The 26,960-nt window shown below is 47.2% G+C and carries 38 protein-coding genes; 26 read left to right on the top strand and 12 right to left on the bottom strand.

The window, feature by feature from the left end; genetic code table 11:
- Positions 1 to 515: 515 nt before the first annotated feature.
- Entirely contained in the window at positions 516 to 3,881 is a 3,366-nt protein-coding gene (locus QUA99_RS03625) for an EAL domain-containing protein (RefSeq protein WP_333234774.1), read from the top strand.
- A gap of 241 nt (positions 3,882 to 4,122) precedes the next feature.
- On the opposite strand, the gene sipA is transcribed toward QUA99_RS03625, so the two are convergent.
- From sipA to QUA99_RS03595, 6 genes are all read right to left on the bottom strand, one after another.
- The gene (gene sipA, locus QUA99_RS03620) at positions 4,123 to 4,362 is read right to left on the bottom strand and encodes a regulatory protein SipA (RefSeq protein WP_333234773.1); all 240 of its coding nucleotides are present in this window, start codon (positions 4,360 to 4,362) and stop codon (positions 4,123 to 4,125) included.
- A gap of 70 nt (positions 4,363 to 4,432) precedes the next feature.
- On the bottom strand, positions 4,433 to 4,654 hold the full coding sequence (locus tag QUA99_RS03615; RefSeq protein WP_242719660.1) for a hypothetical protein: 222 nt from the start codon (positions 4,652 to 4,654) through the stop codon (positions 4,433 to 4,435).
- Between the two features lie 68 nt (positions 4,655 to 4,722).
- On the bottom strand, positions 4,723 to 5,019 hold the full coding sequence (locus tag QUA99_RS03610) for a GIY-YIG nuclease family protein (RefSeq protein ID WP_333234772.1): 297 nt from the start codon (positions 5,017 to 5,019) through the stop codon (positions 4,723 to 4,725).
- Between the two features lie 82 nt (positions 5,020 to 5,101).
- Positions 5,102 to 5,308, bottom strand: coding sequence for a hypothetical protein (locus QUA99_RS03605; protein ID WP_333234771.1), 207 nt, complete (start codon positions 5,306 to 5,308; stop codon positions 5,102 to 5,104).
- Positions 5,271 to 5,543, bottom strand: a complete 273-nt coding sequence (locus tag QUA99_RS03600) for a hypothetical protein (RefSeq protein WP_333234770.1) — start codon at positions 5,541 to 5,543, stop codon at positions 5,271 to 5,273. The genes QUA99_RS03605 and QUA99_RS03600 overlap by 38 nt, the downstream gene beginning before the upstream one ends.
- A gap of 29 nt (positions 5,544 to 5,572) precedes the next feature.
- Positions 5,573 to 5,839 (bottom strand): hypothetical protein, encoded by a 267-nt coding sequence (locus tag QUA99_RS03595; protein ID WP_333234769.1) that lies wholly within the window; start codon positions 5,837 to 5,839, stop codon positions 5,573 to 5,575.
- 200 nt (positions 5,840 to 6,039) lie between these two features.
- Here QUA99_RS03595 and rbfA point away from each other — a divergent pair, with 200 nt between their 5' ends.
- The 3 genes from rbfA (at position 6,040) to QUA99_RS03580 (ending at position 8,849) form a co-directional block, all read left to right on the top strand.
- Positions 6,040 to 6,450, top strand: coding sequence for a 30S ribosome-binding factor RbfA (gene rbfA, locus QUA99_RS03590; RefSeq protein WP_333234768.1), 411 nt, complete (start codon positions 6,040 to 6,042; stop codon positions 6,448 to 6,450).
- Positions 6,451 to 6,615: 165 nt separating this feature from the next.
- Positions 6,616 to 8,256, top strand: coding sequence for a glycoside hydrolase family 3 N-terminal domain-containing protein (locus QUA99_RS03585; RefSeq protein WP_333234766.1), 1,641 nt, complete (start codon positions 6,616 to 6,618; stop codon positions 8,254 to 8,256).
- 362 nt (positions 8,257 to 8,618) lie between these two features.
- Positions 8,619 to 8,849 (top strand): DUF4327 family protein, encoded by a 231-nt coding sequence (locus QUA99_RS03580; RefSeq protein WP_242719673.1) that lies wholly within the window; start codon positions 8,619 to 8,621, stop codon positions 8,847 to 8,849.
- A 74-nt stretch (positions 8,850 to 8,923) separates the two neighbouring features.
- On the opposite strand, the gene QUA99_RS03575 is transcribed toward QUA99_RS03580, so the two are convergent.
- Positions 8,924 to 9,328 (bottom strand): hypothetical protein, encoded by a 405-nt coding sequence (locus QUA99_RS03575; protein ID WP_333234765.1) that lies wholly within the window; start codon positions 9,326 to 9,328, stop codon positions 8,924 to 8,926.
- 6 nt (positions 9,329 to 9,334) lie between these two features.
- Here QUA99_RS03575 and QUA99_RS03570 point away from each other — a divergent pair, with 6 nt between their 5' ends.
- Positions 9,335 to 9,493: a hypothetical protein gene (locus QUA99_RS03570; RefSeq protein ID WP_333234764.1), complete on the top strand. Its 159-nt coding sequence runs from the start codon at positions 9,335 to 9,337 to the stop codon at positions 9,491 to 9,493.
- A gap of 250 nt (positions 9,494 to 9,743) precedes the next feature.
- Here QUA99_RS03570 and QUA99_RS03565 read toward each other — a convergent pair whose 3' ends face one another.
- Both QUA99_RS03565 and QUA99_RS03560 read right to left on the bottom strand, forming a co-directional pair.
- Complete coding sequence (locus QUA99_RS03565) at positions 9,744 to 10,877, bottom strand: ABC transporter ATP-binding protein (RefSeq protein ID WP_333234763.1); 1,134 nt, start codon at positions 10,875 to 10,877, stop codon at positions 9,744 to 9,746.
- Positions 10,878 to 10,927: 50 nt separating this feature from the next.
- Positions 10,928 to 11,497, bottom strand: coding sequence for an HD domain-containing protein (locus tag QUA99_RS03560; protein WP_333234795.1), 570 nt, complete (start codon positions 11,495 to 11,497; stop codon positions 10,928 to 10,930).
- Positions 11,498 to 11,642: 145 nt separating this feature from the next.
- Here QUA99_RS03560 and QUA99_RS03555 point away from each other — a divergent pair, with 145 nt between their 5' ends.
- From QUA99_RS03555 to QUA99_RS03545, 3 genes are all read left to right on the top strand, one after another.
- Positions 11,643 to 12,266, top strand: coding sequence for a Uma2 family endonuclease (locus QUA99_RS03555; protein WP_333234762.1), 624 nt, complete (start codon positions 11,643 to 11,645; stop codon positions 12,264 to 12,266).
- Between the two features lie 76 nt (positions 12,267 to 12,342).
- Positions 12,343 to 13,872, top strand: coding sequence for a thymidylate synthase (locus tag QUA99_RS03550; RefSeq protein ID WP_333234761.1), 1,530 nt, complete (start codon positions 12,343 to 12,345; stop codon positions 13,870 to 13,872).
- Positions 13,869 to 14,402 carry a dCMP deaminase family protein gene (locus tag QUA99_RS03545; protein WP_333234760.1) on the top strand — a complete coding sequence of 178 codons (534 nt, stop codon included), beginning with the start codon at positions 13,869 to 13,871 and terminating at the stop codon, positions 14,400 to 14,402. The genes QUA99_RS03550 and QUA99_RS03545 overlap by 4 nt, the downstream gene beginning before the upstream one ends.
- Before the next feature lie 244 nt (positions 14,403 to 14,646).
- Here the strand turns inward: QUA99_RS03545 and QUA99_RS03540 are convergent, their stop codons facing one another.
- The 3 genes from QUA99_RS03540 to QUA99_RS03530 all read right to left on the bottom strand — a co-directional run bounded on the left by QUA99_RS03540 (position 14,647) and on the right by QUA99_RS03530 (position 16,407).
- The gene (locus QUA99_RS03540; protein ID WP_333234759.1) at positions 14,647 to 15,132 is read right to left on the bottom strand and encodes a salt stress protein, Slr1339 family; all 486 of its coding nucleotides are present in this window, start codon (positions 15,130 to 15,132) and stop codon (positions 14,647 to 14,649) included.
- Between the two features lie 72 nt (positions 15,133 to 15,204).
- The gene (locus QUA99_RS03535) at positions 15,205 to 15,810 is read right to left on the bottom strand and encodes a VWA domain-containing protein (protein ID WP_333234758.1); all 606 of its coding nucleotides are present in this window, start codon (positions 15,808 to 15,810) and stop codon (positions 15,205 to 15,207) included.
- A gap of 120 nt (positions 15,811 to 15,930) precedes the next feature.
- Entirely contained in the window at positions 15,931 to 16,407 is a 477-nt protein-coding gene (locus QUA99_RS03530) for an NAD(P)H-quinone oxidoreductase subunit N (protein ID WP_333234757.1), read from the bottom strand.
- Positions 16,408 to 16,841: 434 nt separating this feature from the next.
- Between QUA99_RS03530 and rplC the strand changes: the two genes are divergently transcribed.
- From rplC to rplO, 18 genes are all read left to right on the top strand, one after another.
- Complete coding sequence (gene rplC, locus QUA99_RS03525) at positions 16,842 to 17,477, top strand: 50S ribosomal protein L3 (protein ID WP_333234756.1); 636 nt, start codon at positions 16,842 to 16,844, stop codon at positions 17,475 to 17,477.
- A gap of 190 nt (positions 17,478 to 17,667) precedes the next feature.
- Complete coding sequence (gene rplD / locus QUA99_RS03520; protein WP_006635000.1) at positions 17,668 to 18,300, top strand: 50S ribosomal protein L4; 633 nt, start codon at positions 17,668 to 17,670, stop codon at positions 18,298 to 18,300.
- Positions 18,293 to 18,601, top strand: a complete 309-nt coding sequence (locus tag QUA99_RS03515; protein WP_006634999.1) for a 50S ribosomal protein L23 — start codon at positions 18,293 to 18,295, stop codon at positions 18,599 to 18,601. The genes rplD and QUA99_RS03515 overlap by 8 nt, the downstream gene beginning before the upstream one ends.
- Positions 18,602 to 18,776: 175 nt before the next feature.
- A complete protein-coding gene (rplB, locus tag QUA99_RS03510) occupies positions 18,777 to 19,640 on the top strand; it encodes a 50S ribosomal protein L2 (protein WP_015178705.1) in 864 nt (287 codons plus the stop codon).
- Positions 19,641 to 19,764: 124 nt separating this feature from the next.
- Positions 19,765 to 20,046: a 30S ribosomal protein S19 gene (gene rpsS / locus QUA99_RS03505; protein ID WP_006634997.1), complete on the top strand. Its 282-nt coding sequence runs from the start codon at positions 19,765 to 19,767 to the stop codon at positions 20,044 to 20,046.
- Between the two features lie 97 nt (positions 20,047 to 20,143).
- The gene (rplV, locus tag QUA99_RS03500; RefSeq protein ID WP_333160378.1) at positions 20,144 to 20,503 is read left to right on the top strand and encodes a 50S ribosomal protein L22; all 360 of its coding nucleotides are present in this window, start codon (positions 20,144 to 20,146) and stop codon (positions 20,501 to 20,503) included.
- Positions 20,504 to 20,617: 114 nt separating this feature from the next.
- Entirely contained in the window at positions 20,618 to 21,346 is a 729-nt protein-coding gene (rpsC, locus tag QUA99_RS03495; RefSeq protein ID WP_333234755.1) for a 30S ribosomal protein S3, read from the top strand.
- A 115-nt stretch (positions 21,347 to 21,461) separates the two neighbouring features.
- Positions 21,462 to 21,881, top strand: coding sequence for a 50S ribosomal protein L16 (gene rplP, locus QUA99_RS03490; RefSeq protein WP_333234754.1), 420 nt, complete (start codon positions 21,462 to 21,464; stop codon positions 21,879 to 21,881).
- A 160-nt stretch (positions 21,882 to 22,041) separates the two neighbouring features.
- On the top strand, positions 22,042 to 22,323 hold the full coding sequence (gene rpmC / locus QUA99_RS03485; RefSeq protein ID WP_333234753.1) for a 50S ribosomal protein L29: 282 nt from the start codon (positions 22,042 to 22,044) through the stop codon (positions 22,321 to 22,323).
- Between the two features lie 67 nt (positions 22,324 to 22,390).
- Positions 22,391 to 22,639, top strand: coding sequence for a 30S ribosomal protein S17 (gene rpsQ / locus QUA99_RS03480; protein ID WP_006634992.1), 249 nt, complete (start codon positions 22,391 to 22,393; stop codon positions 22,637 to 22,639).
- A gap of 108 nt (positions 22,640 to 22,747) precedes the next feature.
- Positions 22,748 to 23,116 carry a 50S ribosomal protein L14 gene (gene rplN / locus QUA99_RS03475; RefSeq protein WP_006634991.1) on the top strand — a complete coding sequence of 123 codons (369 nt, stop codon included), beginning with the start codon at positions 22,748 to 22,750 and terminating at the stop codon, positions 23,114 to 23,116.
- A gap of 1 nt (position 23,117) precedes the next feature.
- Positions 23,118 to 23,480, top strand: coding sequence for a 50S ribosomal protein L24 (gene rplX, locus QUA99_RS03470; protein WP_333234752.1), 363 nt, complete (start codon positions 23,118 to 23,120; stop codon positions 23,478 to 23,480).
- Positions 23,481 to 23,616: 136 nt separating this feature from the next.
- Positions 23,617 to 24,162, top strand: coding sequence for a 50S ribosomal protein L5 (gene rplE / locus QUA99_RS03465; protein ID WP_333234751.1), 546 nt, complete (start codon positions 23,617 to 23,619; stop codon positions 24,160 to 24,162).
- Between the two features lie 22 nt (positions 24,163 to 24,184).
- Complete coding sequence (gene rpsH / locus QUA99_RS03460) at positions 24,185 to 24,586, top strand: 30S ribosomal protein S8 (RefSeq protein ID WP_190737227.1); 402 nt, start codon at positions 24,185 to 24,187, stop codon at positions 24,584 to 24,586.
- A gap of 122 nt (positions 24,587 to 24,708) precedes the next feature.
- Positions 24,709 to 25,257, top strand: a complete 549-nt coding sequence (gene rplF / locus QUA99_RS03455) for a 50S ribosomal protein L6 (RefSeq protein WP_190737229.1) — start codon at positions 24,709 to 24,711, stop codon at positions 25,255 to 25,257.
- Between the two features lie 2 nt (positions 25,258 to 25,259).
- Positions 25,260 to 25,622 (top strand): 50S ribosomal protein L18, encoded by a 363-nt coding sequence (rplR, locus tag QUA99_RS03450; protein ID WP_333234750.1) that lies wholly within the window; start codon positions 25,260 to 25,262, stop codon positions 25,620 to 25,622.
- Between the two features lie 162 nt (positions 25,623 to 25,784).
- A complete protein-coding gene (gene rpsE, locus QUA99_RS03445; RefSeq protein ID WP_015178718.1) occupies positions 25,785 to 26,330 on the top strand; it encodes a 30S ribosomal protein S5 in 546 nt (181 codons plus the stop codon).
- A 146-nt stretch (positions 26,331 to 26,476) separates the two neighbouring features.
- A complete protein-coding gene (gene rplO, locus QUA99_RS03440; RefSeq protein WP_006634984.1) occupies positions 26,477 to 26,923 on the top strand; it encodes a 50S ribosomal protein L15 in 447 nt (148 codons plus the stop codon).
- Positions 26,924 to 26,960 lie beyond the last annotated feature (37 nt).

Genomic DNA, 26,960 nt, shown 5'->3' with positions numbered 1-26,960 from the left:
ACTGTCTGTTTAAGTTCTCGTCTTTATATCTACAATCTTACCACAGTTGTTTTCGGCAGTTGCGATCGAATTCACAGACCGGCTGTGACATCGATTTCCCTCGACCACCTACAGATGGTCTCGAAAAGCTCCCAAAACTAAATTTCGCAAAACTTAACACTGCCGGACTTAATGTAGTGCTTTTTTGTAGTAACCTTTTCTAGGCTAGCAAAGACAGGCAACAGATGTGTATTTCTAAGGATGGATATGATTAGGGATCCAGTGGATGATGCTATAATTTGATTTTATCGAAAAAACTTCAAAACAAATACATTATCTTTAATAAAAGTGTCAGCCGACAGAAAATTTAACTTAAAATAAACATAACCTTCTAACTTTATAGGTAGAGGGAGAGCCGTCACGGGCCCGATCCCCAGCCAAAGATAGGGTGCATTTTTAACAATAAATTTTAATTAGGTCTCAGCAGCAGCGCTGTCAAAATCCACGTAGTGCTTGGAAAGCAGCGCTTTTTTGGAATGTCGCAGAATCAACGCGATCGCAAAACTAAATTAAATATGCTCAAAAACGATTCTTCCAAGTATCTGCCAAAATTAGATCGAGTAATTGACCGCTGCCCCTTGACAGTTGCGCCCGATACTCCACTAGCAGAAGTAATTACTCTGATGGGCCAATGGCGCGGAAGTTGCTCTCTAAACGCAGACATTCCACCAACCGATATCTACCAGCAACTAACAGAAATCGTAAATCCCCCCACCTCAAGCGCGTTCAGAGACGCCACAGGTATCTGCGTCTTTGTCGTGGAAAAATCCCTCGAAAAATTCTCCTCGCACTCTGCTCAAAATTCTCAATTGCAAGGAATATTCACCGAGAGGGATCTTGTCGATTTGATTGCTTCGGGCAAAAACTTAAAAGGTGTCAGCATCGCAGAAGTGATGAAGCAGCCTGCTGCAACTCTGACCAAATCCGAGACTCAAGACATTTTCAGCGCCCTAATTCTGCTGCGCCAACGAAGAATTAACCATTTGCCAATATTGGACGGCGACGGTCAACTCTTAGGAGTAATTACGCCGGAAAGCATTCGCCAAGCCATGCTGCAACCGGCAAATATCTTAAAAATGCGCAGCGTGAAAGAAGTAATGACCGCACAAGTCATTCAAGCGCCTCGATCGGCCTCAGTTAGGAGTTTAGCCGAGTTGATGGCGCAGCACCGGGTTAGCTGCGTGGTAATTACCGAATCAACAGAATTATCGATGAATTTGCCGTTCCCAATTCCAGTAGGTATAGTCACAGAACGGGATATTGTGGAATTTCAAGCTTTAGATATAGATTTGTCGCAAACGATCGCCCAAACTGTGATGAGTACCCCCTTATTTAGTCTCAAGCAAGAAGACTCGCTGTGGGTAGCTCATCTGGAAATGCACCAGCGTTTAGTCCGCAGGTTGGTAGTAACGGGGGAACGGGGAGAACTCCTGGGAATAGTCACTCAAAGTAACTTACTGCGGGTACTTGACCCGATGGAAATGTCAGGGTCGATCGATGTTCTGCACGATTCAGTCATAGAACAGACTAGCGAATTGCAAAAAGCCATCGCATCCCTCAGCTTGACTAACGCCCGACTAGAAAGCGAAATCGCTACCCGCGTGCGGGCCGAGGCGCGGCTGCAACTTCTAGAATCTGCGGTAGTTAACGCCAACGACGCGATCGTTATTATGGATGCCGGACACAGCGATATTTCCGATCCCAGCATCATCTATGCCAACGAAGCTTTTACTCAAATGACGGGCTACCTACCCGAAGAAATCATCGGACAAACGCCCAGTTGCTTGCGCGGCCCCGAAAGCGACCCGACCCAGGTCGCTAAAATTCGCCGTGCTTTCTCTCGCCGAGAACCCCTACGCCTGGAATTGATTAACTACCGCAAAGACGGTTCAACTTATTGGGTGGAACTCAACAGCGTACCCGTTGCTGACGAGTTCGGGAACGTTACCCACTGGGTGTCGGTGCAGCGGGATATTAGCGAGCGCAAGCGCATGGAACAAGCATTTTTTGAAGAAAAAGAACTCGCTCAGGTAACACTACAATCGATCGGCGATGGCGTAATCGCTACTGACGCTGCGGGCTGCATTTCCACCCTTAATCCTGTTGCCGAAAAACTCACGGGTTGGTGTACCTCGGAAGCTAAAGGTTTGCCCCTCGCCAGCGTGCTGAGAATAGTTGACGAAACTACCCGGCTGCCGGTCGCAAATATCGCCGAAATGGCTTTGTGCGAAGGTCGGATTGTTGACCAAGGCCACAACAGCTTGCTGATTGCCCGCAACAACCGCGAATTTGCGATCGACCACTGCGTCGCCCCCATCCACGCCAGCAACGGTGAAATAGTCGGGGCCGTCGTTGTGTTCCGAGATGTCACCCAAGTCCGAACTCAAGCGCGGCAACTCACCTGGCAGGCAACTCACGATCCCCTGACGCAATTAGTCAACCGCCGGGAATTTGAGTACCAGCTAGAGCACGCCCTACACGGCGCTCAAGGTTACGGGCAAGAACACGTGATGCTTTACCTGGATCTCGATCGCTTCAAAATAGTTAACGACACTTCCGGTCACGCTGCAGGCGACGAACTGCTGCGCCAAGTCAGCCAGCTATTTAAAAGCAATATCCACAAAACCGATATTTTGGCGCGTCTCGGCGGCGATGAATTTGCCGTACTCCTGTACGATCGTCCCGTCGAAGGAGGATTGGATGTTGCAGAATCGCTGCTGCAAAGCATTCAGGGATTCCGGTTTGGCTGGCAGGAAAAAACTTTTTCGATCGGCGTCAGTATTGGTTTGGTAGCAATTAATCCCAAAACAGCATCGACATCTGCAATTTTGAGCGCGGCCGACATTGCCTGCTACGCTGCTAAAAATAAAGGCCGCAACCGGGTGCAGGTTTATCAAGCGGGCGATCGAGAATTAATCAAACAGCACGGCGAAACCCAGTGGGTTGTGCAAATTAATCAAGCTTTAGAAGAGAATCGCTTTCGCTTGTACTCTCAGCCGATCGTACATTTGCTCAACTCTCCAACCACCCGAACCCACTGCGAAATCCTGCTCCGCCTCCAGCTTGAAACCGGTCAGTTGGTGTCGCCCATGGCCTTTATTCCGGCGGCAGAACGCTACAACTTGATGCACGCGATCGACCGCTGGGTAATTAGCACTTTATTTAGCAATTTATCTAAAATTTTCACGGCCAATTTATTAGTCCAAAACCCCGGAGCAGACAGCGATAAAATAGTTACCTTGCCCGCTTGCTCTCCCATGTCTAATTCACAAGCCTCATTAGGTCAATATCCCAGCCTTTATTCAATCAACCTTTCTGGGGACAGTCTCAACGAAGAAAAGTTTATCGAGTTTATTCAGGAGCAGTTTTCCATCCATCAAATACCGCCGCAAATAATTTGTTTTGAAATTACAGAGACCGTAGCGATCGGCAATCTCAGCAAGGCAGCCAGCTTGATTTGGCAACTCAAGGAACTAGGATGCCAGTTTGCCTTGGACGACTTCGGCAGCGGGATGTCTTCCTTTGCTTACCTGAAAAGCTTGCCGGTTGATTATCTCAAAATAGACGGCAATTTTATTAAGAATATTGTCGATAATCCTATTGATATCGCAATGGTCGAAGCTATTACCAAAATCGCTCACGTCATGGGAATTAAAACTATTGCCGAGTATGTTGAAAATCAAACAATTATGGATAAACTCAATGAACTTGGGGTAGATTACGCTCAAGGTTATCATTTGGGCAAGCCTCAACCTTGTAACTTCACATCTCCTATTTTAGAGCAAGCTTTGGGGGAGTTTCCTGTTAATTCTTTGGCTTTTGAGGCTAAGCTGGCTTGTTGAATAAGGAAGTTCGGCAAGGAGCTAGCAATGGGATTTAACGGATTTAAGGGAGGGATGTTGAGGGAAGAAGGAAAAGGGAAATGTTAATTTATCATAGGATTTACTGTTGTTTCGGAATGATTTAACCGCAGAGAACGCAGAGGGCGCTGAGTCTCCAGAAGAGAGAGATGAATACTTCTGATACCAACGAATTTGATATCAGATCAATTCCCTCTTCCCATTCCCCATTCCCCATTCCCCATTACCGATTACCTTCTACATTCGTTTCCGCTGCTTCAATGTACTGACTGTCTAACAAAAAAGCACCTTTTTCAAAGCGAATGCCCCAATAATTGCCGGGACGCCGATCGATCACAACGCCTTCAGCGCCGATCGCAATTAAATTCGCAGGCCGCAGCATCGGCATCGGTTCGGCAGTTTTGACGTAAGGCGGCATCGCCACAACTCGGACTTTTTGACCGATTGTAAATTCTTTTTCCATGAGTTTTATTCCTTTTGGCGCTCGGCATAATCTAATCGTAACTGGGAGTGCGATCGAGAGCGATGAAATTTCAGACAGTATCTTTCATGCGTTTAGCCAACAAACAATCCTCAAAGCTAAAGGATTCTTCGTCTAAAAAGCTGGAGATTGCCATTTCGATCGCGGCTTCGAGAGAACATTCAAGTTCAGCGGACTTGGACAAGAGGGCAGCTTTTATATAGTCAGGCAAATAATCGACCAACTGATGAATAGCTTCTGGAGAAAGGTGTTGCGTGGCGATTGTTTGATTCATAACTCTCTGGGGATTTTAACCTTGTAGGGAGGGTTGCTGGCTTGGAGAATGAGGGTTTCTAATTCATATCATAACCCCGGTCTTTGCCATTGGTTGAGAGTGACGAAGGCAATCCTTACTTCGTCTGGATTGTAGCGATCGAGCCAGCCCCACAGAAAGGCTTTATGTCCGTTGCGAAGTCTGTCTCGCAAGTTTTTGGCTTTCCCAATGTAAAGCAATCCTTCGGAGGAATGCCGAAATGCGTATAAACCTACTCTGGTAGGAATGGTATCAAAGTCGCGGCTGAGGGGTTGACATTGCTGGAAGGGGGTGAATGCAAGGGTGTCGAGAATTTGGCGGGCTTCTTGTTGGATAGAACCGGGCATAATGAAAGGCGATCGTATTTGCCAGATTTTATATTGAACGATCGCCCATTAATTACCGACATTAACTTCAATTTCAGATTTTTTAGTTGCCTCGCCCCGGTTTGCAATCGGCAAAACCAACTGTTTCGCTATCGAGGAAATTAGCAATTGCCATTTCTACAACAATTTCGATCGGATATTCAATTTCCGCAGCACGGGCGATGAGGGCGGCACGAATTCGTTCTGGAAGGTATTTTAGGATGGCTTCGGCATCAGCAGCAGATAGTTGTTCCAGAGTTGTTGATTGCATGAGTCTGGTTTTCCAGTGGGATTTGAACGTTGTAGGGCGGCTCAGTTGCCCTCAGAATAATGGCTTCTAGTTCTAATAATAACGCAGGGTTGCTCCAGACCGAGAGCGGGTGAATGGCGATCCGAACATCTTCCGAGTTGTATTTGTCCAGCCATGCCCACAGAAATGCTTTGTGTCCGCCACTAACTCTACCGCGCAAGCTGTTGGTTTGACCGATGTAAAGCAGGCGATCCACACAAGGAATGTTTCTGTTTGATTGATTAATTAATTAGGGATGGATAATAAAATGGGGAATTCTAAAGCATTATCAAGGGAATTACGGCAAAAATATTGATATTTTAGGCTTCCATCTTCGTTATATTCAAGTTCATGATATTTTCCCCCTAACCCTAAGTCATGAAGACATCGTTGGTAGTTTTTGGCTCCCATATCGAAAGGGTTAGTCCTGTTCAATCTGGCCCATTCAGCTATCTTTAGCTGGTTAGTTACCCCTGAAGCATCGCCTACGGTTTTGACAATCCAATCAAACATTTTTTTTCCTCTAAGCTGTATCTCACTCTAGCTCTCTAGATTAGCTATATATTCACCTATAGGCAATCAAACATTTTGTTTCCTCTAAGCTGTATCTCACCCCTAACTCGGACGATCGCCCGTAACACCCCTGACCGATCGCGCTACAATTGTCAATCGGGATGAAAATGGCTGATTAGGAAAGTAGAGGAGTAGGTGTTATGGCTACAAGTCGTCGCATTGAGCGTGTAGCTTCAATGATTAAACGGGAAGTCAGCCTGATGTTGCTGAATGGAATCAAGGACGACCGGGTAGGTGCCGGTATGGTTAGCGTTACCGATGTAATTGTTTCGGGAGACCTTCAGCATACAAAAATTTTTGTCAGCATCTACGGTACTGATGAGGCGAAGGCCGAGACTATGGAGGGTTTGCAATCTGCAACTAGCTACGTCCGCAGTCAGTTGGGCCAACGATTGCAACTGCGCCGGACGCCGGAAGTGATTTTTCTCGAAGACCGTTCTTTGGAACGCGGCGATAAAATGTTGATACTGCTGAATCAGCTTTCGGCCGATCGCAAACCGGGCATTCTAGATCCCGAGGAAGAATTCGCTGAGGATGAAAGTCCCGATTGAAGCGAGAAGGAAGAAGGAAGAGGAAAGAAGGAAGAGGGGAAGAGAAGGAGATAGGGAAAATTCCCAAGGTCCAATGCCCGATGCCCGATGCCCTGTTTGCCCGATGCCCGATGCCCGATGCCCGATGCCCAAATCTAAAATCTAAAATCTAAAATCTAAAATCGAATGATTGACAATCTTTCCTTACCAGAACTGGTGGCCCAGATGTTCGTGGTGCGCGCTTCCGGCTGCTTGTTCGACCACCAAATTTGCTATCCCGAATGGGAACCAACTGCCAGCAAACTCCGCTATTATCTGGAAAATTTGGGCGTCGGCGGGGTGATTTTGGTCGGGGGAAGTGCTGCGGAGTTGGCAGTTCGATCGCACCAATTGCAGTCTTGGGCGAAGTTTCCGCTGCTGCTGGCGGCTGATATCGAGGAAGGTGTAGGCCAGCGGTTCGCGGGGGCGACTTGGTTCGGGCCGCCGATGGCGATTGCTGAAGTGGCGCTGCACGATGCAGGTAAAGCCGATCGATATGCCGAACAAATGGGCGCTGTCACTGCGATCGAAGCTAGGGCGATCGGTCTAAATTGGATTCTCGCACCAGTGGTTGATGTTAACAACAATCCCGACAATCCGGTAATTAACGTCCGCGCTTTTGGCGAGACACCGGAAATTGTCGGCAAATTAGCCGCTGCTTTTATTCGCGGCGCAGGCCAACACCCGGTTTTGACTACAGCTAAGCATTTTCCCGGTCACGGGGACACGGCGGTTGATTCTCACTTGGAATTGCCGGTTTTGCCGCATTCGCCAGCGAGATTGGCTGAGGTTGAGTTGCCTCCTTTTGTCGAGGGGATGGCTGCTGGGGTCGATGCTGTGATGAGTGCTCACTTGCTGATTCCGGCTTGGGATGCCGAGTTTCCTGCTACTCTTTCTCGCAAAATTTTGATCGGGAAGCTGCGAGAAGAGTTGGGATTTGAAGGTTTGATCGTGACGGATGCTTTGGTGATGGGTGCGATCGCCAATAAGTACGGCGCTAATGAAGCTGCTGTTTTGGCTGCTGAGGCTGGTGCTGATGTTTTGCTGATGCCCCTTGACCCGGAAGGGGCGATTCGGGCTGTCTGCGAAGCTGTCACTCAAGGGCGACTCCCTATAGCACAAATCAAGGAATCTGTCAAGCGAATTTGGGAAGCGAAAATAAAGGTGGGTTTGTCGATTTCTGACCCCCCCCAAACCCAGAAGGGGGAAAGCAAGAATTTACAATCCATCAAGTCGTCTATCGACTTAAGTTTGCTGGCAACTCCTGACGCAAGGGCAACTGCTGCCGATATTTTGCGAGATTCTTTGAAATTTGGCGGAAATCTACCTTTGCAGGTTCCAAAGCCCCCAGAAAACCAGCTTTTGCGGAATTTGATTGTTGTAGATGATGTTTTGGGGTGCGAGTTTTTGGGAAACCACACTCCGGCAATCGCCCTGCCCGAAAAGTTTGGTTACAAATTGCAACTGATTGACGATCGCACAGGTGCGCTCGCGGATAATACAGGTGCAGAGCATTTTTCTCCGACACTGCTGCAAATTTTCATTCGCGGCAATTGCTTCCGGGGCAGTGCTGGTTTGACCCAAGCAGCTCAAGATTTGTTTAAGAAATTATTAAAAACTGGAGAACTGCAAGCTGTTCTAATTTACGGAAGTCCCTACGTTTTAGAGCAATTTTTGCCGCACTTGCCTCCGAGTATTCCTTATATATTTTGTTTCGGGCAGATGCCGGTAGCGCAATCTCTGGTTATAGAAGTGCTCTTTGGAATTGACGCCACGGGCAATGCTTGAATTGCCGGACTCCTAAATCTTTCTTTTGCTGCTGCGTCAGGACTTAAATTCATCAACCCGGTTTCTCGCAAGAAATAATTTTGCCTTTGGCGGCGAAGCATTCAGAAACCGGGAATCGGGCGCGGGTTCGTAAATTTTGAATTGAGCTTTGTAGTAGATGGGCCTGCTAGCCCGGAAAAGTTGCGGTCAAAATCCCAACACAAATCGAATCACTTACTAATCATTCCTATAAGTTTTTTAAATTGACAGCTATAAATTGTATACCAGTATACTGACAAAATTTAACTTACATATCCGGAATTTTGGATTATATTATTAGCAGGGCCATAATTTTTTTTTTACTAAAACCTTGAGGGCGCATTATGATTCAGTCCACTATCAAAATCCAATACTCTTTAGATGTGATCCAGGATGAAGCCCGCCACCTCGTGCACGAGGGCGTGTTGAGCCGGCAACAGCCTATCTACACGCTGTGCCAATTCATCCCTCCCCGGGAATGGGCTTGCGTGGAGTGCGAGTTAGAAAAATGCGACTTCTTGCTGCGCGATCGCATCGCCGACCTGATTGGTTCTGAAAACTGGGACAATGACTAAAGGTTGGTTCTTTTAAATAAGTTTGCAAATCACTTTGCAAGTAAACTCCGGCTGTATTAAAGACTCTTGATTCTTTAATGCTGGGAATTTTTGACACGCAAATTTTCCAACTCGGCCCTGAGCGCTGCCATGTGTGCAGTTAATTCTTGAATCTCTAGCTTTACGTCAGGTTGTACAACCGACTCGGGAGGAGCATCAGTCGCTGCATCCGATTGTTTGGGCGAGACAGATTCGCTCTCTGCATTCTCCCGCTCGCTCGGTTGAGAGAAAATAGTCTCTACAAAATTCCGGGCTTCTCGATCGGTCATTTCTCCTTTTTCCAGCAGCTCATCTGCAAGCTGGCCCAAATCAGACTTCAGTTTGTCAAGATTTTCTTCTCGCTTCAGGGGATCTTGCAATGTCTCAATAAAAAAGGAAGTTGCACCTAAAGTCAGGTGAAATCCTGTTTGCAGCATTTGAGGCAGGTTGTCGGAATTCATCTAAAAATGCCGCTAGAACGTTTTTCGGAGTATTGTTCGCCAGTTGCTCCCAAGGCTGCGGGCTTGCCGCTAAGAGCGGGAAAATGCGAAGTTGTCGATCGCGATCGCCCTCAGTCAGAAAAGATCGGCTTTTGGGGGGATGCTTTTTTGTTCTGTAAATACTAATGGTATCATTACTTTGTAACTTTATAAATGTCAAGTGTAAAGTTTTGTAACTAGGAATCGAGACCTGCTCACTGGAAGGGTCAGTCTATCAGGACTTACCCATGGGGGCGAGAAACCCGGTTTCTACGAAAAATTTGGGACGAAAAACGAGAAATACAGGAAGAAACCGGGTTTCTGAGCTCAGCGTGCATAAATCCTATCTATTAATGATTTGAGATTTTGAGATTTGAAAATTTTAGGTTCAATCCAGTTAAGGATACAGCGCCTCACCGGTGGAGGGGTCAAAGATAAATAATCGATTGAAATCAAGCTGTACCTTCAGCCGATCGCCCGATCGCAAGCGAACACTCGCAGGTATTTGTAACTGTACAGTTGTTTCAGCACTCAACAACGGCAAACTAGCCCGGATTAAAGTTTCTCGCCCCAGAGGTTCCACTACTTTTACCTCTACATCAAGAGGAACTTTTTCTAAAGCCCAAACATCGGTTTTCAAATCATCATCTTCTGCTGTTTGCGGCGTAAAGATTTCTATATTTTCTGGACGAATGCCCAAATCAAATCCTTGTCCTTCTCTCGCCTGCAATTTTTTCTGAATCGAGGGCGGACAGGCTAAAGCTTGATTTCCTACTTGAAAGGATTCGTTAGTATATATTACAGGCAAAATGTTCATGGCGGGATTGCCTAAAAATGTGGCAACCATGCGGTTAGCTGGTTTGGCGTAAATGCTTTGCGGGTCTCCAATTTGTTGAATTTTTCCCCCATTTAAGACTACAATCTTATCAGCTAAAGTCATCGCTTCCACTTGGTCGTGAGTGACGTAAATTGTGGTAATTCCCAGCCGTTGATGCAGTTGTTTGAGTTCGGCTCTAGTGTCGTCTCGCAGTTGAGCATCGAGGTTAGAAAGCGGTTCATCTAAAAGAAATACTTTCGGTTCGCGGGCGATCGCCCTTCCCAGTGCTACCCGCTGCTGCTGTCCGCCTGATAGCTGTTTGGGCTTGCGCTTGAGGAGGTGGTCGATCGAGAGCGATCGGGCCACTGTTTCAACTCGTTCTTGAATTTTAGTCGGGTCAACATTCCGCATCCGCAATCCAAATGCCAAGTTTTCTGCGACAGTCATGTGCGGATAAAGTGCATAATTTTGAAACACCATTGCTACATCCCGCTGTCTCGCCGGAATGTTGTTAACTAAATTATCTCCGATGTAAAGATTGCCGGAAGTTGCGGTTTCTAAACCTGCAATTGTCCGCATAATTGTGGATTTCCCGCAGCCGGATGGCCCGACTAATACCCAAAATTCCCCGTCCGGGATTTTGAAGCTGATATTTTCGATCGCGGTGACGTTTTGGTAGCGTCTGGTAATATTTTCTAAGCGAACATTTGCCATTTTTTGACTGTAATTGGTAATTGATAATTAGTGCTTTTTACCTTCAGTCTTCAGCTTTCAGAAAACTGTTCCAATTCTAAAACTGTGCGGTATAATTCTTCAATTATAGGCGTTAACTCTGCTTTGCGGAATGCTTCTACTAAAGAACGATAATACCAGAGAGAACCATCTTTGCCACCTTTGAAGCGTTCCCAAACAGTATCTCCTAATTGACGGTAATCTTTCAGGATCGATCGAACATTATAAAGTTTATCAGCAGCCGAGACTAATCTCACTGAGCCAGAAGCTGTAGAAATGCGATCGATATAAGCTTGTTTTCGCTGTCGCCAAGGCGGTTTCGGCGTCACGTCACTGTCGGTACAGCCGTCTACAATCGCTGTGACGGTATCGCCAAAGCGGCGGCGGATGGCTTCGCGGGTGGTGGGGCCGCCTCGATCTTCGATCGCATCGTGAAGCAAAGCTGCGATCGCCTCATCTTCATTTGCCCCATATTCTAAAGCTATACTAGCAGTGCCCAACAAATGGGCAATGTAGGGAACCCCGGAACCTTTGCGAACTTGGGTAGCGTGCAATTCGGCAGCATAGGTGAGGGCTTCAGAAAAACGGTTTGAGAGAATCATGAAAGTCACCTTTCTGAATTGCTATGATATATAAATTATTGGGCTAAGTTGAACAGACAAAATCTACCAACTTCCATAAGATCGTAAAGATGCGATCGAGAGCGATCATTTGTACAATTATAATCGTTAAAGAGATGTTTATAGCATGACAGCTACTATAATTATACCAAACAGTGACGACCAAAACTCAGACCCAGAACTACCGCAAAAATTAGAAAATGTAGCAGAAATTCCGCCACAATCTGAGCCTAAAAAAGTCATATCTCTCGAAAAGTTTTTAGTCAAGCCTCCTGATAGAATGGAATGGGTTGACGGCAACTTAGTTGAGAAAACAGGAATGACATTCAAGCACGGTCTCGCTCAAGCTAAATTATCTACATCCTGGAGAAATTACAAACATTCCAGCGGACAGGGAGGAGAAGTTCTTACAGAAGTCCTTTGCCGCACTAGCAAACAGGGTCGCCGTCCCGATGTTGCTTACATTACTCCTGAACTGCTGCCACAATCAGGCAATTTTACAGCCTTTTCCCAAAGTTTTCCTTTGATAGCGGAAGTTGCTTCCCCGGAAGATAGCGGCGAAGAGTTATTTGCCAAAGCTCAAGAATATTTGGAATCGGGATGTTTAGAAGTTTGGTTGCTGTTTCCTGAAGCTAGATTAATATTTGTCAATGCAGGGCAACGCTGGCGGTTGTTTAATGCGGATGAAGTTGTTAACACTCAAAGTGTGCTTGCAGGTTTTAGCGTAGCTGTGAGTGAATTGTTGGCTTGAGGAATTTGTTCAAACAAAATTATCAAAGATTCCGCAGTATTGATATAGTAGTACGCGGTGCAAAAAACGGTAAACCATGACAGCCAGAAATCTCATCAATAAATTTGAGTACAAACCCCTATACAAACCAAATCAATTAATTTGCGGAACGGGGCAAACAGCCATTGTCAGCGGCTGGACAGTAAAAAGTGCGATCGGCAAACATTTACAAGCTCAAGAATATGCTGCGATCGGACAGCTATACTCTCCTACTCGCGGTATAAATTTCTTAATTAGAAACTTGCTATGCAATCCCCACGTCCGCTTTTTAGTAATTCTCAACGCTACGAAAGAAGACCGCAATTCGGGTGCGGCAGCGTGTTTGATCGACTTTTTTCGCAACGGTTTTGAAGCCGGCAAAAGCGATACTGGTAGAGATTGCTGGTTAATTAAATCTTCAATATTTGGCTACATTGATATTGAAATAGAACCAGAAGCGTTAGAACTATTGCGTCATTCTATCGAATGGAAAGAAGCCAATAATATAGCAGAAACAGTGACTATTGTCAAGTCTTTTGCTCAAAAAGAATCTGTTGAACCTTGGGGAGAATCCGTAACTTTTCCCTTAGTCGAAATCGTCCCGACTGTACTCCCGGGTGAGAAATACGGACACAGAATCGAAGGCAAAACTATCGCCGAAACTTGGGTAAAAATCATCCACCGAATTAAGACCACCGGCACGCTGCGGCCGACTGGTTACGACGGACAGTGGCAAGAATTAATCGACTTAATGGCAGTGATTACAGATGAACCTGCGGAGTTCTATTTCCCAGAACCGAATTACTTACCAATCGACCGTGATTTCCTCGAACAGTACAAACCGCAAATGCTGGAAGATGCCCCGTATAACGAAGGCATTAAATATACCTACGCACAGCGGATGCGGTCGTGGTTTGGACGCGATCAAATTGAAGAAGTTATTGCAAAACTAATTAAGGAAATTGACGCGGCAAGTGCTGTAATTAGTTTGTGGGATGCGGGCGGAAATATTAACAGAAGACCTGACGGTTCCTCCGACCACCAGCACAGCGGCAGTCCTTGTTTAAATCACATTTGGGTGCGAGTTGTAGACGAAGAAATATCCCTAACTGCAACTCTCCGCAGTAACGATATGTTTGCGGCGTGGCCGGCTAATGCAATGGGTTTGCGGGCTTTGCAGCAGCACATTCGCGATGAAATTGCGAGGCGTTCCGATTATAATTTGACGATGGGCCCGTTGGTAACGCTGAGTCAATCGGCTCACTTGTATGACGATACCTTTGAAAATGCCGATCGACTAATTCAAACCCAATATGCTAAAATCTGCGAAGAGCGAGACTTTTTCGATGCAGCGGGCAATTTTTTAGTTGAAGTAGCCGACAATCAGATAGTAGTCACGCAAACCACCCCGGGCAGCGGCGAAGTTGTCACCTGTTATTCTGGAAAAAACCCTCTCAAGTTAGTGCGAGAAATTTGTGCTGCTTCCCCGGCTATCAAAGGCGAGCATATTGGTTATTTGGGAATAGAATTGCAGAAGGCGGCCGAGTGTCTGAAAACGAGCAAGCAATACATCCAGGATAGACGATGAATTTAGAAGAAGAAAGACCGACTTGGGACGAATACTTCTTAATGTTAGCAAAATTGGCCGCTACTCGATCGACTTGTCTGGCTTTTCCTGTAGGCGCGGTGATAGCTAAAAACAGGCAAGTTTTAGCAACTGGTTACAACGGTTCGCCGTCAGGTTCGGCACACTGTACTACTCAAGGCTTCTGCTATCCTGGTTTGAGTAGTTGCGACGCCAGCAAAACTTTGCCCTCAAGGGCCGTTCACGCGGAAGCAAATGCGATCGCCAAAGCTGCTAAACACGGTATATCTACTGCTGGGGCTAGTATTTACGTCACTTTAGAACCCTGCATCTATTGTTTGAAATTAGTCATTGCCGCTGGAATTAGAGAAGTGTTTTACGAAACGACTTTTAACAGTGGAGAAAAAGCAGCTTTGAGAGATACTTTTATCAGTGAAGGTATTGTTGAGTTAAAACAAATTCAGCTATCTGAAGATACAGCCAAAAAGGCGGCTTTGTTTTTGTTGAATCCTACATCTGTGACCAAAAATTAGTGTAAGATCGATCCTCCCCGCAGTTGTCGCAGCCACAGGAAACAACTGTGCTGTGTTCCTATAAATGATATTTATTTGCTGGCAATTTGTAGGGATACGGCAGTGCCGTATCCTGAATCCCGCGCGATACAAAGGATATTTATTGTACGTCTTGCAAAGACACAGCACTGCCGTGTCTTTACAACAAATAGAGATGGCAATTAACCAAAAAACCCTGACAAATTGTGAATACCGTGTAGTTCCCTCAATCAAACTCATTCACAGCTTGCAAATAGTCGATCGCCGCATCTATCCTCGAAGAATACTTAAAAGCAAACTGATCGAACCAATATCCCTCATCGGAATTTTTATCCAACTTTTTCAGCCAAACCTGAGCTTGCCTAACTTTCTGTCTGTGCGTTTGTACGTCCAACTGTGGCGCCCCGACTTTTTCTGCTTGCTGTGGTGCCAGTGAAGCTACTTCCTGAGCTTTATTTTGTGCTTCGTGCTCAGCCTTAAGCGGTTCAACTGAAGCCACTTCCTGAGCTTTATTTTGCGCTTCGTACTCAGCCTTAATTTGAGCTAAATCCTTATCCAAAGGACTAGCATACAAATTTATATCTGATGTTTTAAATGTTGGATTTGACGGCGCTTGTGCTTGCACCGACGCCTGACTTTTCAACTCAGCAATTTTTTGAGATGCTTGATACTCTGCCTTAAGTTCACCTAACAGGCGCTCGATCGATTCCATAACTTAAACCCCCTAAAAAATGCTGCTGGGCTAACTGGCCCCAATATAATCACGGAAACTTCGCCCGCCTCCTCAATCAGTTATTGCATTCAGCAATACCTCTGTCAGGGTCATTCCTTCAATATCCTCCATCGTGACAGTATCAACGATATCGAATTTAGCCCCGGCGCTTTGCAGTTCGTCATCCAATATCTTGAGAAACTTAGTAGCTTCCGGCGCATTCCCTACTTGAATGAAAGAAATCGCCAACTCTTCATCTCGATCGAGCTTCCGCGAAGCCTCTATAATCGTTTTCATCACTTCTTTGCGATCGTCCGGTTCTCCGTCCGTCACCACTAATATTGTTTCCCCATTTTGCTTGGTCTTACCGGATGCTTTGCGCTGAAAATAACTGTTCAGAGCGTCTTGCAGAACAGCAGCTAAATTCGTAGTTCCCGAAGGTTCGTTTTCTTGGAAAATTTGCACGACTTTAGCCGATGTTACGTTGTCATAGCGCTTGAAGCGACCGGAAAACAAATAAACTGTTATGCCATCCGGATCGAGTTCTTCGCATTTATTCGCTAATGCGATCGTCGATTCTTGCATGAGCGCCCACCGACTTTTACCGCCCATCTGGTCTTTCGTGTACATACTGCCGCTTTTGTCAATGATGAGTGTATAATCGCGGTTCTGAAGCATAAGATTTTTCCTGTTAATTAAGTCTTTTTCCAAAAATATCAAAACCAGCGAGCAGAAACTGTTGAGCGTTATTTGCTCGCTGCGTTTTTTTAGTTGATTTGCGATCGCAAAGACCCGAATTTAAGCTGCAACTAAAGCATCTTTAAGCGGCTTCCAGCTAAAAGCTCGATCGCCCCCCATCTCAACTGCTATTTTAACTCGCGGTTCTAACGTCGGCAAAACAGTCAAATACTCAATCTCCTGACTCGACAAAATTTGCCCTTCAATAATCCACAGCACCAGTCCTTTTGCTTTCGGCGGCAAATTATCTAATTGAGTTTTCAACATCGGCGGCACGTAGTATGTATAACCCACAGCCGATTCATTGCCAGTAGTTTTCTTGCCCAAATGCGGCGGCCGCACGCCGTGAACCCCCGTCAAATACATCGCCAAATCACCCAAACCCCGCGCCGTAACTGTGTACGCACCGTAGCCCGCAGCCCTCAGCCTGCGGAGGTAGCGCCCCTCAAATCCTCCCTCTAAAGGAACGTACAGGGCCAGCGACCCCGACTTTTCCAAATCCCGAATCAGATCAGATCCCGTCGTAATCAGTCCCATAAATTTGTGTTTCCTGCTGTATCAAAATTTGGTCGATCGCTGCTTGCGAGCTGGAAATATTATAAATCCTAAAGTTGAGGCGAAAAATTCTCATCGCGGCCTTGACAAACGGCAAACACTTCATGTACTATTGTGAATTGTCGTCGCCGTAAAGGATACTGAGTATATTAATGCTCAAGTCCTGGCGCAAACAAGCAAGACCGAAAAAAAACTCGGAGATTTAGCAGGTAAAAAACCGCAGGTCTAAACTCTTGCAAGACTTCCACAAGCTCGCTCCCAAATTTAAAACTCCAATTTTAAACACCGAGGAAGGCTGTTGGTTGATAACAGTTAATTGCAGGAACACTGAAATAAATGTTTCTGCACAAGAGCAAGCGGATTGACGTAAACATCGCAATCCGAAACCTCTTGCGTACATAAAAGGAAAAAAATCCGTGTCTGTAGGCATTCTTGGCACTAAACTAGGCATGACTCAAGTGTTTGACGACCAAGGGAGAGCAATCCCTGTCACCGTCATACAAGCAGGGCCTTGTACAGTAACGCAAATTAAAACGAAACAAACTGACGGCTACAGTGCCGTTCAAGTTGGATACAACGAAGTCAAACCAAAGGCTCTCAACAAGCCAGAATTGGGACACCTTGCCAAGTCTGGGGCAAATCCATTGCGCCACTTGCAGGAATACCGCTTGCCAGATACCAGTTCATTTGAATTAGGTCAACAACTAAAAGCAGATACCTTTACACCGGGACAAATAGTAGATGTCATCGGTACAAGCATCGGTAAAGGTTTTGCAGGATTCCAAAAGCGCCACAACTTTAAACGAGGCCCGATGTCTCACGGTTCCAAGAACCACCGCGAGCCTGGATCGATCGGACCTGGAACTACTCCCGGTCGCGTTTATCCTGGGAAAAGAATGGCAGGACGTATGGGCAACGTTCAAGTCACCGTCCGCAAACTAACAATTATCCGGGTGGATGCAGAGCAGAATTTGCTGCTAATTAAGGGAGCAGTTCCCGGCAAAGCTGGCGCCTTAGTCAATGTTGTGCCTGAGAAAAAAGTAGGACGTTAGTCAGTAGTAAGTAGTCAGTAGTCAGCAGTCAGTAGATAGTGGTTGGCCGTTAGTAGCAAGCAATAACTAAGAACTAAAAGCTGAAAACTAAGACCTGAAAACTAAGACCTGAGAACAGACAACAGACGACAGACAACAGACAACAGACAACTAACAACAGACAACTAACAACAGACAAAGGACAAAAGATATGGTTAACTGTGTAGTCCGAAATTGGCAAGGCGAAGAAGTTGGGGAAACAACTTTAGAACTGCGCGTAGCCAAAGAAGAAAATGCGTCTCACATCGTTCACAGAGCATTGACGCGGCAACTGAATAACGCTCGTCAAGGAAATGCTTGCACCAAAACTCGATCGGAAGTCAGAGGCGGCGGTCGCAAACCCTGGCGTCAAAAAGGCACAGGTCGAGCCAGAGCAGGTTCGATCCGTTCTCCGCTGTGGCGGGGCGGCGGTGTCATCTTCGGGCCAAAACCGAGAGACTTTGAAGTCAAAATGAACAAAAAGGAACGCCGTCTCGCTTTGCGGACAGCATTCCAAAGTCGCACCGAAGACATCATTGTGGTTGAAGAATTTGCAGAGCAATTTCCGAGACCCAAAAGCAAAGAATTGCTGAGTGCGATCTCCCGCTGGGGCATCGAACCCGATACAAAAGTTCTGTTAATCTTGCCAGAACCGCAACCAAACGTCTACTTATCAGGACGCAACATCGAATTAGTAAACGTCATCTTGGCAACTTCCCTGAATGTTTACGACGTTCTCGCGGCTGACAAAATTATCGTCACATCTACAGCCATAGCTAAAATTCAGGAGATTTACGGTGAGTAAAATCGACCCCCGCGACTACGCAGATTTGATCCAGCGTCCGATTCTCACCGAGAAAGCTACCCGAATGATGGAATTAAATCAATTCACATTCGACGTAGCCCCCAAAGCGACCAAGCCTCAAATCAAAGCTGCAATCGAAGAACTATTTAAGGTCAAAGTCATCGGCGTCAACACCCAAAACCCGCCGCGTAAAAAGCGTAGAGTTGGCAAATTCGTCGGCTTTAAACCTTGTTACAAGCGAGCAACCGTAACTCTGACCGACGGAGACTCGATCCGCAAACTCCTATTCCCAGAAGTCTAGACGATTTTGGATTTTAGATTTTAGATTTTAGATTTTAAATTCCGGTTAACTGGTGGGAATTCTCGAACCAGAAAACTCGTAAGTTAACCAAAGATCGCCAATCTTCAACCTAAAATCTAAAATCGATAAACGTCAAATCCAAAATCCAAAATCCAAAATCTAAAATAGATCGATTATGGGCATCCGTTCTTACCGACCTTATACCTCCAGCACCCGAGAACAAACCGTCTCGGACTTTGCTGAAATTACCAAATCAGAGCCAGAAAAGTCTCTAACCAGCAATAAACACACCAAACAAGGCCGCAACAACCGAGGCGTCATCACCTGTCGCCACCGGGGAGGCGGTCACAAACGGCTTTATAGAGACATCGACTTCCGCCGCGACAAACATAGCATTCCCGCTACCGTCAAGGCGATCGAATATGACCCCAATCGCAACGCCCGCATCGCCCTCCTGTTCTACAAAGACGGCGAAAAACGGTACATCCTGCACCCGCTTAACTTAAACGTCGGTACAGTAATTGTCTCAGGCCCAGACGCGCCGATCGAGATCGGTAACGCCCTCCCCCTGAAGAACATTCCCCTCGGTACCAGCATCCACAACGTCGAGCTAGTACCTGGAAAAGGCGGACAAATCGTTCGCTCCGCCGGCTCCAGCGCTCAGCTAATGGCAAAAGAAGGTAGCTACGTTACCCTCAAACTGCCATCCGGCGAACAGCGCAAAGTCCGCGCCGACTGCTACGCCACCATCGGTCAAGTCGGCAACACAGACGCCAGAAACATCAGCCTCGGCAAAGCAGGTCGCACCCGCTGGAAAGGTCGCAGACCCACCGTTCGCGGTAGCGTCATGAACCCGGTAGACCACCCGCACGGCGGTGGCGAAGGCAGAGCTCCCATCGGACGTCCGGGGCCTGTCACTCCTTGGGGTAAACCAGCATTGGGTGCAAAAACTCGACGCAAAAACAAGCGCAGCGACGCTTTAATCGTCCGCCGCCGCCGCAAAGCTTCCAAGCGCGGCAAGGGCGGCAGACAAAGTTAAGGAAGAAGGAAGAAGGAAGAAGGAAGAAGGAAGAAGGAACAACAAAAAAGTTTTCCGCGCTCTTTTATTCCTGCGACTTTCTTCCCAATTCAATTCCAACTGCTAATTACTAATTACCAAAATCATGTCTCGATCGCTAAAAAAAGGGCCTTTTGTCGCAGATGCTCTGATGACAAAAATCGAAAAACTCAACGCCGCAGGCCAAAAACAAGTAATTAAAACTTGGTCGCGCTCTTCCACAATCCTGCCTCAAATGGTAGGTCACACGATCGCCGTTCACAACGGCAGACAGCACGTACCAGTCTACCTCACAGACCAAATGGTAGGCCACAAACTCGGAGAATTTTCCCCCACTCGCACCTTTAGAGGTCACGCGAAAAGTGGTGATAAAAAGGCAAAAAGATAGCCGAATTAGGTGACAGGTAATAGGTAATCGGACAAACTTTTTCCCAATTACCAATTACCTTTTTCCCAATTACCAATTACCAATTACCCAAATCGAAATGGTTATAGATACCACATCCGAAATTAAGGCGATCGCCCGTTACATCCGGACATCCCCCTTCAAAGTGCGCCGAGTCCTCGACCAAATTCGCGGCAAAAGCTACCAAGAAGCGCTGATTCTACTCGAATTCATGCCCTACCGCGCCTGCGAACCAATTGTCAAAGTTTTGCGATCGGCAGTAGCCAACGCCGAACACAACGCAGGATTGGATAAATCCAAGCTGGTAGTTTCTCAAGCTTACGCAGACCAAGGCCCAGTCCTCAAACGCTTTAGACCCCGCGCTCAAGGTCGCGCCTACCAAATCCGCAAGCCAACTTGTCACATTACCGTAGTAGTAGCTCCGCTCCTAGAAAACTAAACCAGGGAAAAACGTAATAGGTAATAAACAGCTTAAAGTTGAAAAAAATGGGTAATCACCAATTACCAATTACCAATTACCAATTACCAATTACCAATTAACTCATCAACTATTATGGGCCAAAAAATACATCCAATTGGTTTTCGCCTCGGCATTACCCAAGAGCACCGCTCTCGCTGGTTTGCCGATCCCAAAAACTATCCAGAACTCTTGCAAGAAGACTATAAAATTCGCAAGTACGTTAGTAAAACCCTCAGCAATGCTGGCATTTCATCGGTCAAAATTGAGCGGAAAGCCGATCAAATCGACCTAGAAGTGTTCACCGCCAGACCGGGCGTTGTGGTAGGCCGCGGCGGAGCAGGCATCGAAACCTTGCGCGTCGGTTTGCAGCAGCAACTCGGTAGCAACCGCCAAATCCGCATCAACGTCGTCGAAGTCCAGCGAGTAGACGCCGATGCCACACTGATCGCGGAATACATCGCTCAGCAACTAGAACGGCGCGTATCCTTCCGCCGAGTCGTCCGCCAAGCAATCACCCGCGCCCAAAAAGTCGGCATCCAAGGCATCAAAATTCAAGTCAGCGGACGCCTCAACGGTGCAGAAATTGCCCGTACCGAATGGACGCGGGAAGGAAGAGTCCCCTTGCACACGCTGCGGGCCGACATCGACTACTCCTACTGCACCGCTCAAACCATCTACGGTATTCTCGGCATTAAAGTTTGGGTTTTCAAAGGTGAAATTATTCCCGGACAGGAACAGGAGGCTGCACCAAATGCAGCAGTGCCCCGTACCAAACAAAAGCGCCGCCGCCAGAACTTTGAAGATCGATCGAACGAAGGCTAGCTAATTGTTAACTGTTAGTTGTCACTTGTTAAGTGTGAGTTGTTCCAAACCAATTAGCAATTAGCAATTAGCAATTAGCAATCACCAATTACCAATTACCCAACTCCCTTTCGCCATGTTAAGCCCTAAAAGAACAAAATTCCGCAAACAACAGCGCGGGCGAATGAGCGGTCAATCCACCCGCGGCAACACAGTTAGCTTTGGTGACTTCGCGCTCCAAGCCGTCGAACCCGCCTGGATAACTTCCCGCCAAATAGAAGCCGGACGCCGCGCCATGACCCGTTATATCCGCCGGGGTGGCAAAATTTGGATTCGCATTTTTCCCGACAAACCAGTCACCCAGCGCGCAGCAGAAACCCGGATGGGTTCTGGTAAAGGCTCGCCAGAGTTTTGGGTTGCCGTGGTCAAACCGGGCCGGGTAATGTTTGAAATTGGCGGCGTAAATGAAGAAACTGCCCGCGAAGCAATGCGTTTGGCATCTTTCAAATTACCAATTAAAACCAAGTTCATCACTCGCGAAGAAGGCCAGTCATAGCGAAGAGCGAAGGTAGAATTAGGTCTGTATTAATCAGCATTTTAAACGGCTACAGCAATTTAAAATCTGGCATTCATAACTTTTCTTTCCTTCGACCTTTAGCCAAGCGAGACAATTCTGTCTTCTGTCATACCGATCGCTAACGAGAAAGCACACAATTATGTCTTTGCCCAAGATTAAAGAAGCTAGAGAATTAAGCGATGCAGCACTAGCAGAGCAAATTTTAGCCGTCAAGCGCCAACTAATGGAATTGCGGCTGCAGCAAGCTACCGGCCGCATGGAAAAGCCTCACCTTTTCAAGCACGCCAAACACCGAGTCGCTCAATTGATGACAGTTGAACGCGAGCGCCAAATCGCTGCTGATGCAGAAGCTGCTGAAAAATTAGCCGCATCTAAAGAGACCGCAAATTCCGCTCCAAGCGCAGAAGTCAGCCAAGAGTGAGCAGCAGCCTAGCCTCGGCTCGCACATTAGCTAAAAAAACTCAATTGCACAACAACAATAGGTAGGTATGGCAATTAAAGAACGAGTTGGCGTAGTAGTCAGCGACAAGATGGATAAAACCGTCGTGGTAGCAATCGAAAACCGCTCCTCCCACACCAAATACGGCAAAATCGTAGTCCGCACCAAGCGGTATAAAGCTCACGACGAAGAAAATCAGTGCAAATCGGGCGATCGCGTCCGCATCACTGAAACTCGCCCGCTGAGCAAAACCAAACGCTGGACGGTTGCTGAGATTTTTGGGACAAAAAACGGCTAACAGTTAATTGTGACATCGCGATCTCCCGATCGAAAAATAACAATCAACTAACAGTCAAAAGTCAACAGTCAACAGTTAACACTCAATAGTTAACACTCAACAACCACCATGATTCAACCCCAGACATACCTCAATGTCGCCGACAATAGCGGAGCCCGCAAACTGATGTGCATCCGCGTATTGGGAGGCGGCAACCGCCGCTACGGCGGAGTCGGCGATGTCATCATTGCCGTCGTCAAAGACGCCATCCCCAATATGGCCGTCAAAAAATCAGATGTCGTTCGGGCTGTCATTGTCAGAACCCGCAAAGGCCTGCGCCGCGACAGCGGCATGAGCATTCGTTTTGACGATAACGCCGCCGTTATTATCAACGTAGACGGCAACCCCAAAGGCACTCGCGTCTTCGGCCCCGTCGCCCGCGAACTGCGCGACAAAAACTTTACTAAAATCGTTTCCTTAGCCCCGGAGGTACTTTAAAATGTACGGAAAAAAGGGTAAACCAACTAGCGAACCGCAGCGCTACAGAATGCACGTCAAAGCAGGCGACACCGTGCAAATAATTACTGGCAAAGAGAAAGGAAAAGTCGGAGAAATCTTAAAGACATATCCTAAAGTCAGCAAAGTAATTGTTAAAGGTGTAAATATCAGAACCAAGCACGTCAAGCCCCAGCAAGAGGGAGAATCAGGGAAAATAGTCACGTTTGAGGCTCCCATTCACAGCTCAAATGTCATGCACTATTCCGAAAAAGAGAAAATAGCCAGCCGCGTTTGCTATACATTTAGCGAAGATGGTCGGAAACTGCGACAGCTCAAAAAAACCGGAGAAATCATCGATCAATAGTCATTGGTGAGCCCGTCATCAGTCATGAGTCCGTCTTCTGATAACTGACTGCTCAACTAATAACTAACAGCGGTGGGACTGACAAGCGCAAAATTCCCTGACCAAGCCCAGGGACAGTTAACGAAACACAAAAACTATGCCGGACAAACTCAAGGTTCTTTATCAAGGAAAAATCGTTCCCACACTGATGGATCAGTTTAAATATACTAATATCCATCAGGTTCCCAAACTCGTGAAAGTCACAGTGAACCGCGGTTTGGGAGAAGCATCTCAAAACGCTAAGGCACTGGAGTCGTCGATCAACGAAATTGGCATCATCACCGGGCAAAAACCAGTGGTGACGCGGGCGAAAAAAGCGATCGCAGGCTTCAAAATCCGCAAAGGAGTACCCGTCGGCGTTATGGTGACGCTGCGCGCCGATCGGATGTACGATTTTCTCGATCGGCTGATCAACCTCGCACTCCCCCGAATCCGCGACTTCCGCGGCATCAGCCCCAAAAGCTTCGACGGGCGCGGCAACTACAGCTTGGGTCTGAGAGAACAGCTCATTTTTCCAGAAATAGAATATGACCGCATCGATCAAATTCGAGGCATGGACATTTCAATTATCACCACAGCAAACACCGACGAAGAAGGACGCGCCTTGCTTAAAGAAATGGGAATGCCGTTCCGGGACAACTAAGCACTAGAGTAAGAAGCAAAAGATGGCAGCTAACGATACCATAGCAGATATGTTGACGCGCATTCGCAATTCTTGCATGGCGCGCCACCAAACAACGCAAATTCCAGCTACAAAAATGACCCGCAGCATCGCCCAAGTCCTCAAAAGTGAAGGCTTCATCGGCGAATTTGAAGAAGCAGAAGAAGGGGTCAAGCGACATTTAGTGCTTTCTCTAAAGTACAAAGGTAAAACTCGCAAGCCCATTATCACGGCACTGAAGCGAGTCAGCAAACCAGGACTGCGCGTTTACTCGAACCGTAAAGAATTGCCCAGAGTATTAGGCGGAATTGGCATTGCCATTATTTCCACCTCCAGCGGCATTATGACCGATCGAGAAGCCCGACGCCAAGGTTTGGGCGGTGAAGTGCTTTGTTATGTTTGGTAGTCATTAGTCATTAGTCATTAGTCACTGGTCGTTGGCAACAGACTCAAAAATCAATCACTAAGGACTAATAACTAAACACTAATAATCAAGGACTAATAACTAAAAACAAAGGACAAAAAACTATGTCGCGAATTGGCAAGCGTCCGATTAGCATTCCTAATAAAGTCACCATCACCCTAGACGGTCAAAAAGTAGCCGTCAAAGGCCCTAAAGGTGAACTTTCCCGAGTAATTCCAGCCGAAATCCTCATGGGAATTGAAGGCGAGACTTTACTCGTTACCCGCCGAGACGAATCTCGCGTCGCCAGACAACTGCACGGCTTGTGCCGCACCCTAGTCGCAAACATGGTCGAAGGTGTATCCCAAGGTTTTCAGCGGCGTCTCGAAATTATCGGCACAGGTTATCGGGCACAGGTTCAAGGACGGAACCTGATTTTAAACGTCGGTTACAGCAAACCCGTTGAAATGCCCCCTCCAGAAGGCATCACAATGGCAGTTGAAGGCAACACCAACGTCATTGTCTCCGGCATTGACAAAGAACTCGTAGGCAATACAGCAGCCCGCATCCGCGCAGTGCGTCCGCCCGAAGTCTACAAAGGCAAAGGCATTCGCTACAGTGGCGAAGTCGTCCGGCGCAAAGCTGGTAAAACAGGCAAAACAGGTAAGAAGTAACAATGAAGCTTACTCGCAAAGAATCAGTCCAGCGCAGACACCGCCGTGTTCGGCGCAAGGTGTTCGGCACCGCCGAACGTCCCAGACTAGCGGTATTTCGTTCAGAGCAGCACATCTACGCTCAAGTAATCGACGACACCGCCCAGCACACTTTGGCCGCCGCGTCAACCCTCGATCCCGAATTGAAGTCAAGTCTCAGTTCTGGTGCCAACTGCTCCGCGAGCGTGCAAGTCGGTCAGTTGATTGCCAAACGCTGTTCCAGCGCTGGCATAGTCAAAGTCGTATTCGATCGGGGGGGCAACCTCTATCACGGTCGTGTCAAAGCCCTCGCAGAAGCAGCTCGCGAAGCGGGGTTAGACTTCTAGAGGGGGTAATGGGTAGCGGGTAATGAGTAATTAAAAAGTAAAAAGTCAAAAGTTGAAAGTGAAAAGGCAAAATCCAGATTTCTTCTATTTTTACTTTTTACTCAAACAATTACCACTTGCCGATCGCCTTTGACCAATTACTAATTCCCACAGGACAAAACTATGGCAGAACAAAAAGAACAGCGCACCAAGAAAAAAAGCAGCAGCAACAAAACGCGCGAAAAAGAATCCGAATGGCAAGAGCGGGTCGTTCAGATCCGGCGCGTTACTAAAGTAGTCAAAGGCGGTAAAAAACTCAGCTTCCGCGCCATAGTCATTATCGGCAACGAACGCGGTCAAGTTGGAGTAGGAGTCGGCAAAGCTAGCGACGTAATCGGTGCCGTTAAAAAAGGCGTCGCTGACGGCAAAAAGCACCTAATTGAAGTCCCCCTCACCAAATCTAACTCCATCCCTCACCCCATCAACGGTGACGGTGGCGGAGCTAAAGTCATGATGCGGCCGGCAGCTCCGGGAACCGGGGTAATTGCAGGGGGAGCAGTGCGAACAGTTCTCGAACTAGCAGGAGTCCGCAACATCTTAGCCAAACAGCTAGGTTCCGGAAATCCCTTAAACAACGCCCGAGCCGCAGTCAATGCCCTCTCCACCCTCCGCACCTTGTCCGAAGTTGCTCAAGAACGCGGAATTCCAGTAGAAAACCTCTACGGTTAGGGCACGCGAGAATGGGAAACTGTAAGTTTTGAGTGTTAAGTGCTTGCGTGGAAAATAAAAAAATCCGCAACTCAAAACTCACGCACTCAAAACTACTGCGTACCCCCTCTCGAAATACCAATTACCAACTACCAATTACTAAAACTATGAGATTGCAAGACGCCCGACCCAAAGCAGGCTCCCAAAAGCGCCCCCGACGCTTGGGCAGAGGTATTTCTGCCGGTCAAGGCGCGAGCTCCGGCAAAGGGATGCGCGGTCAAAAATCTAGAGCCGGTAGCGGCACTAGACCGGGTTTTGAAGGAGGTCAAAATCCTCTCTACCGCCGTCTCCCCAAGTTAAAAAGCTTCCCTCTAGTGAACCGGAAAGAGTACACTACCATTAATGTAAGTAAATTAGCATCGCTGCCAGCAAACACAGAAGTTACTCTCACCTCTTTGATCCAAGCAAAAATTGTCACCACAGACGACGGGCCGCTGAAAATCTTAGGAGATGGCGAACTGAATGTACCTTTGCAAGTGCGCGCCTCGGCTTTTACCGCAGGTGCTCGCACCAAAATTGAAGCGGCAGGCGGAAGTTGCGAATTAGTTGCGTGAAGATTTGAGGTTTGAGAGTATGTCCAAATCTCAAATC

It is taken from the genome of Microcoleus sp. F10-B2 (genome assembly GCF_036704965.1).
In the GTDB taxonomy this organism is placed as follows: domain Bacteria; phylum Cyanobacteriota; class Cyanobacteriia; order Cyanobacteriales; family Microcoleaceae; genus Microcoleus.
The sequence above is the reverse complement of the archived record's forward strand: the minus strand, read 5'-3'. Positions and strand labels throughout refer to the sequence as shown.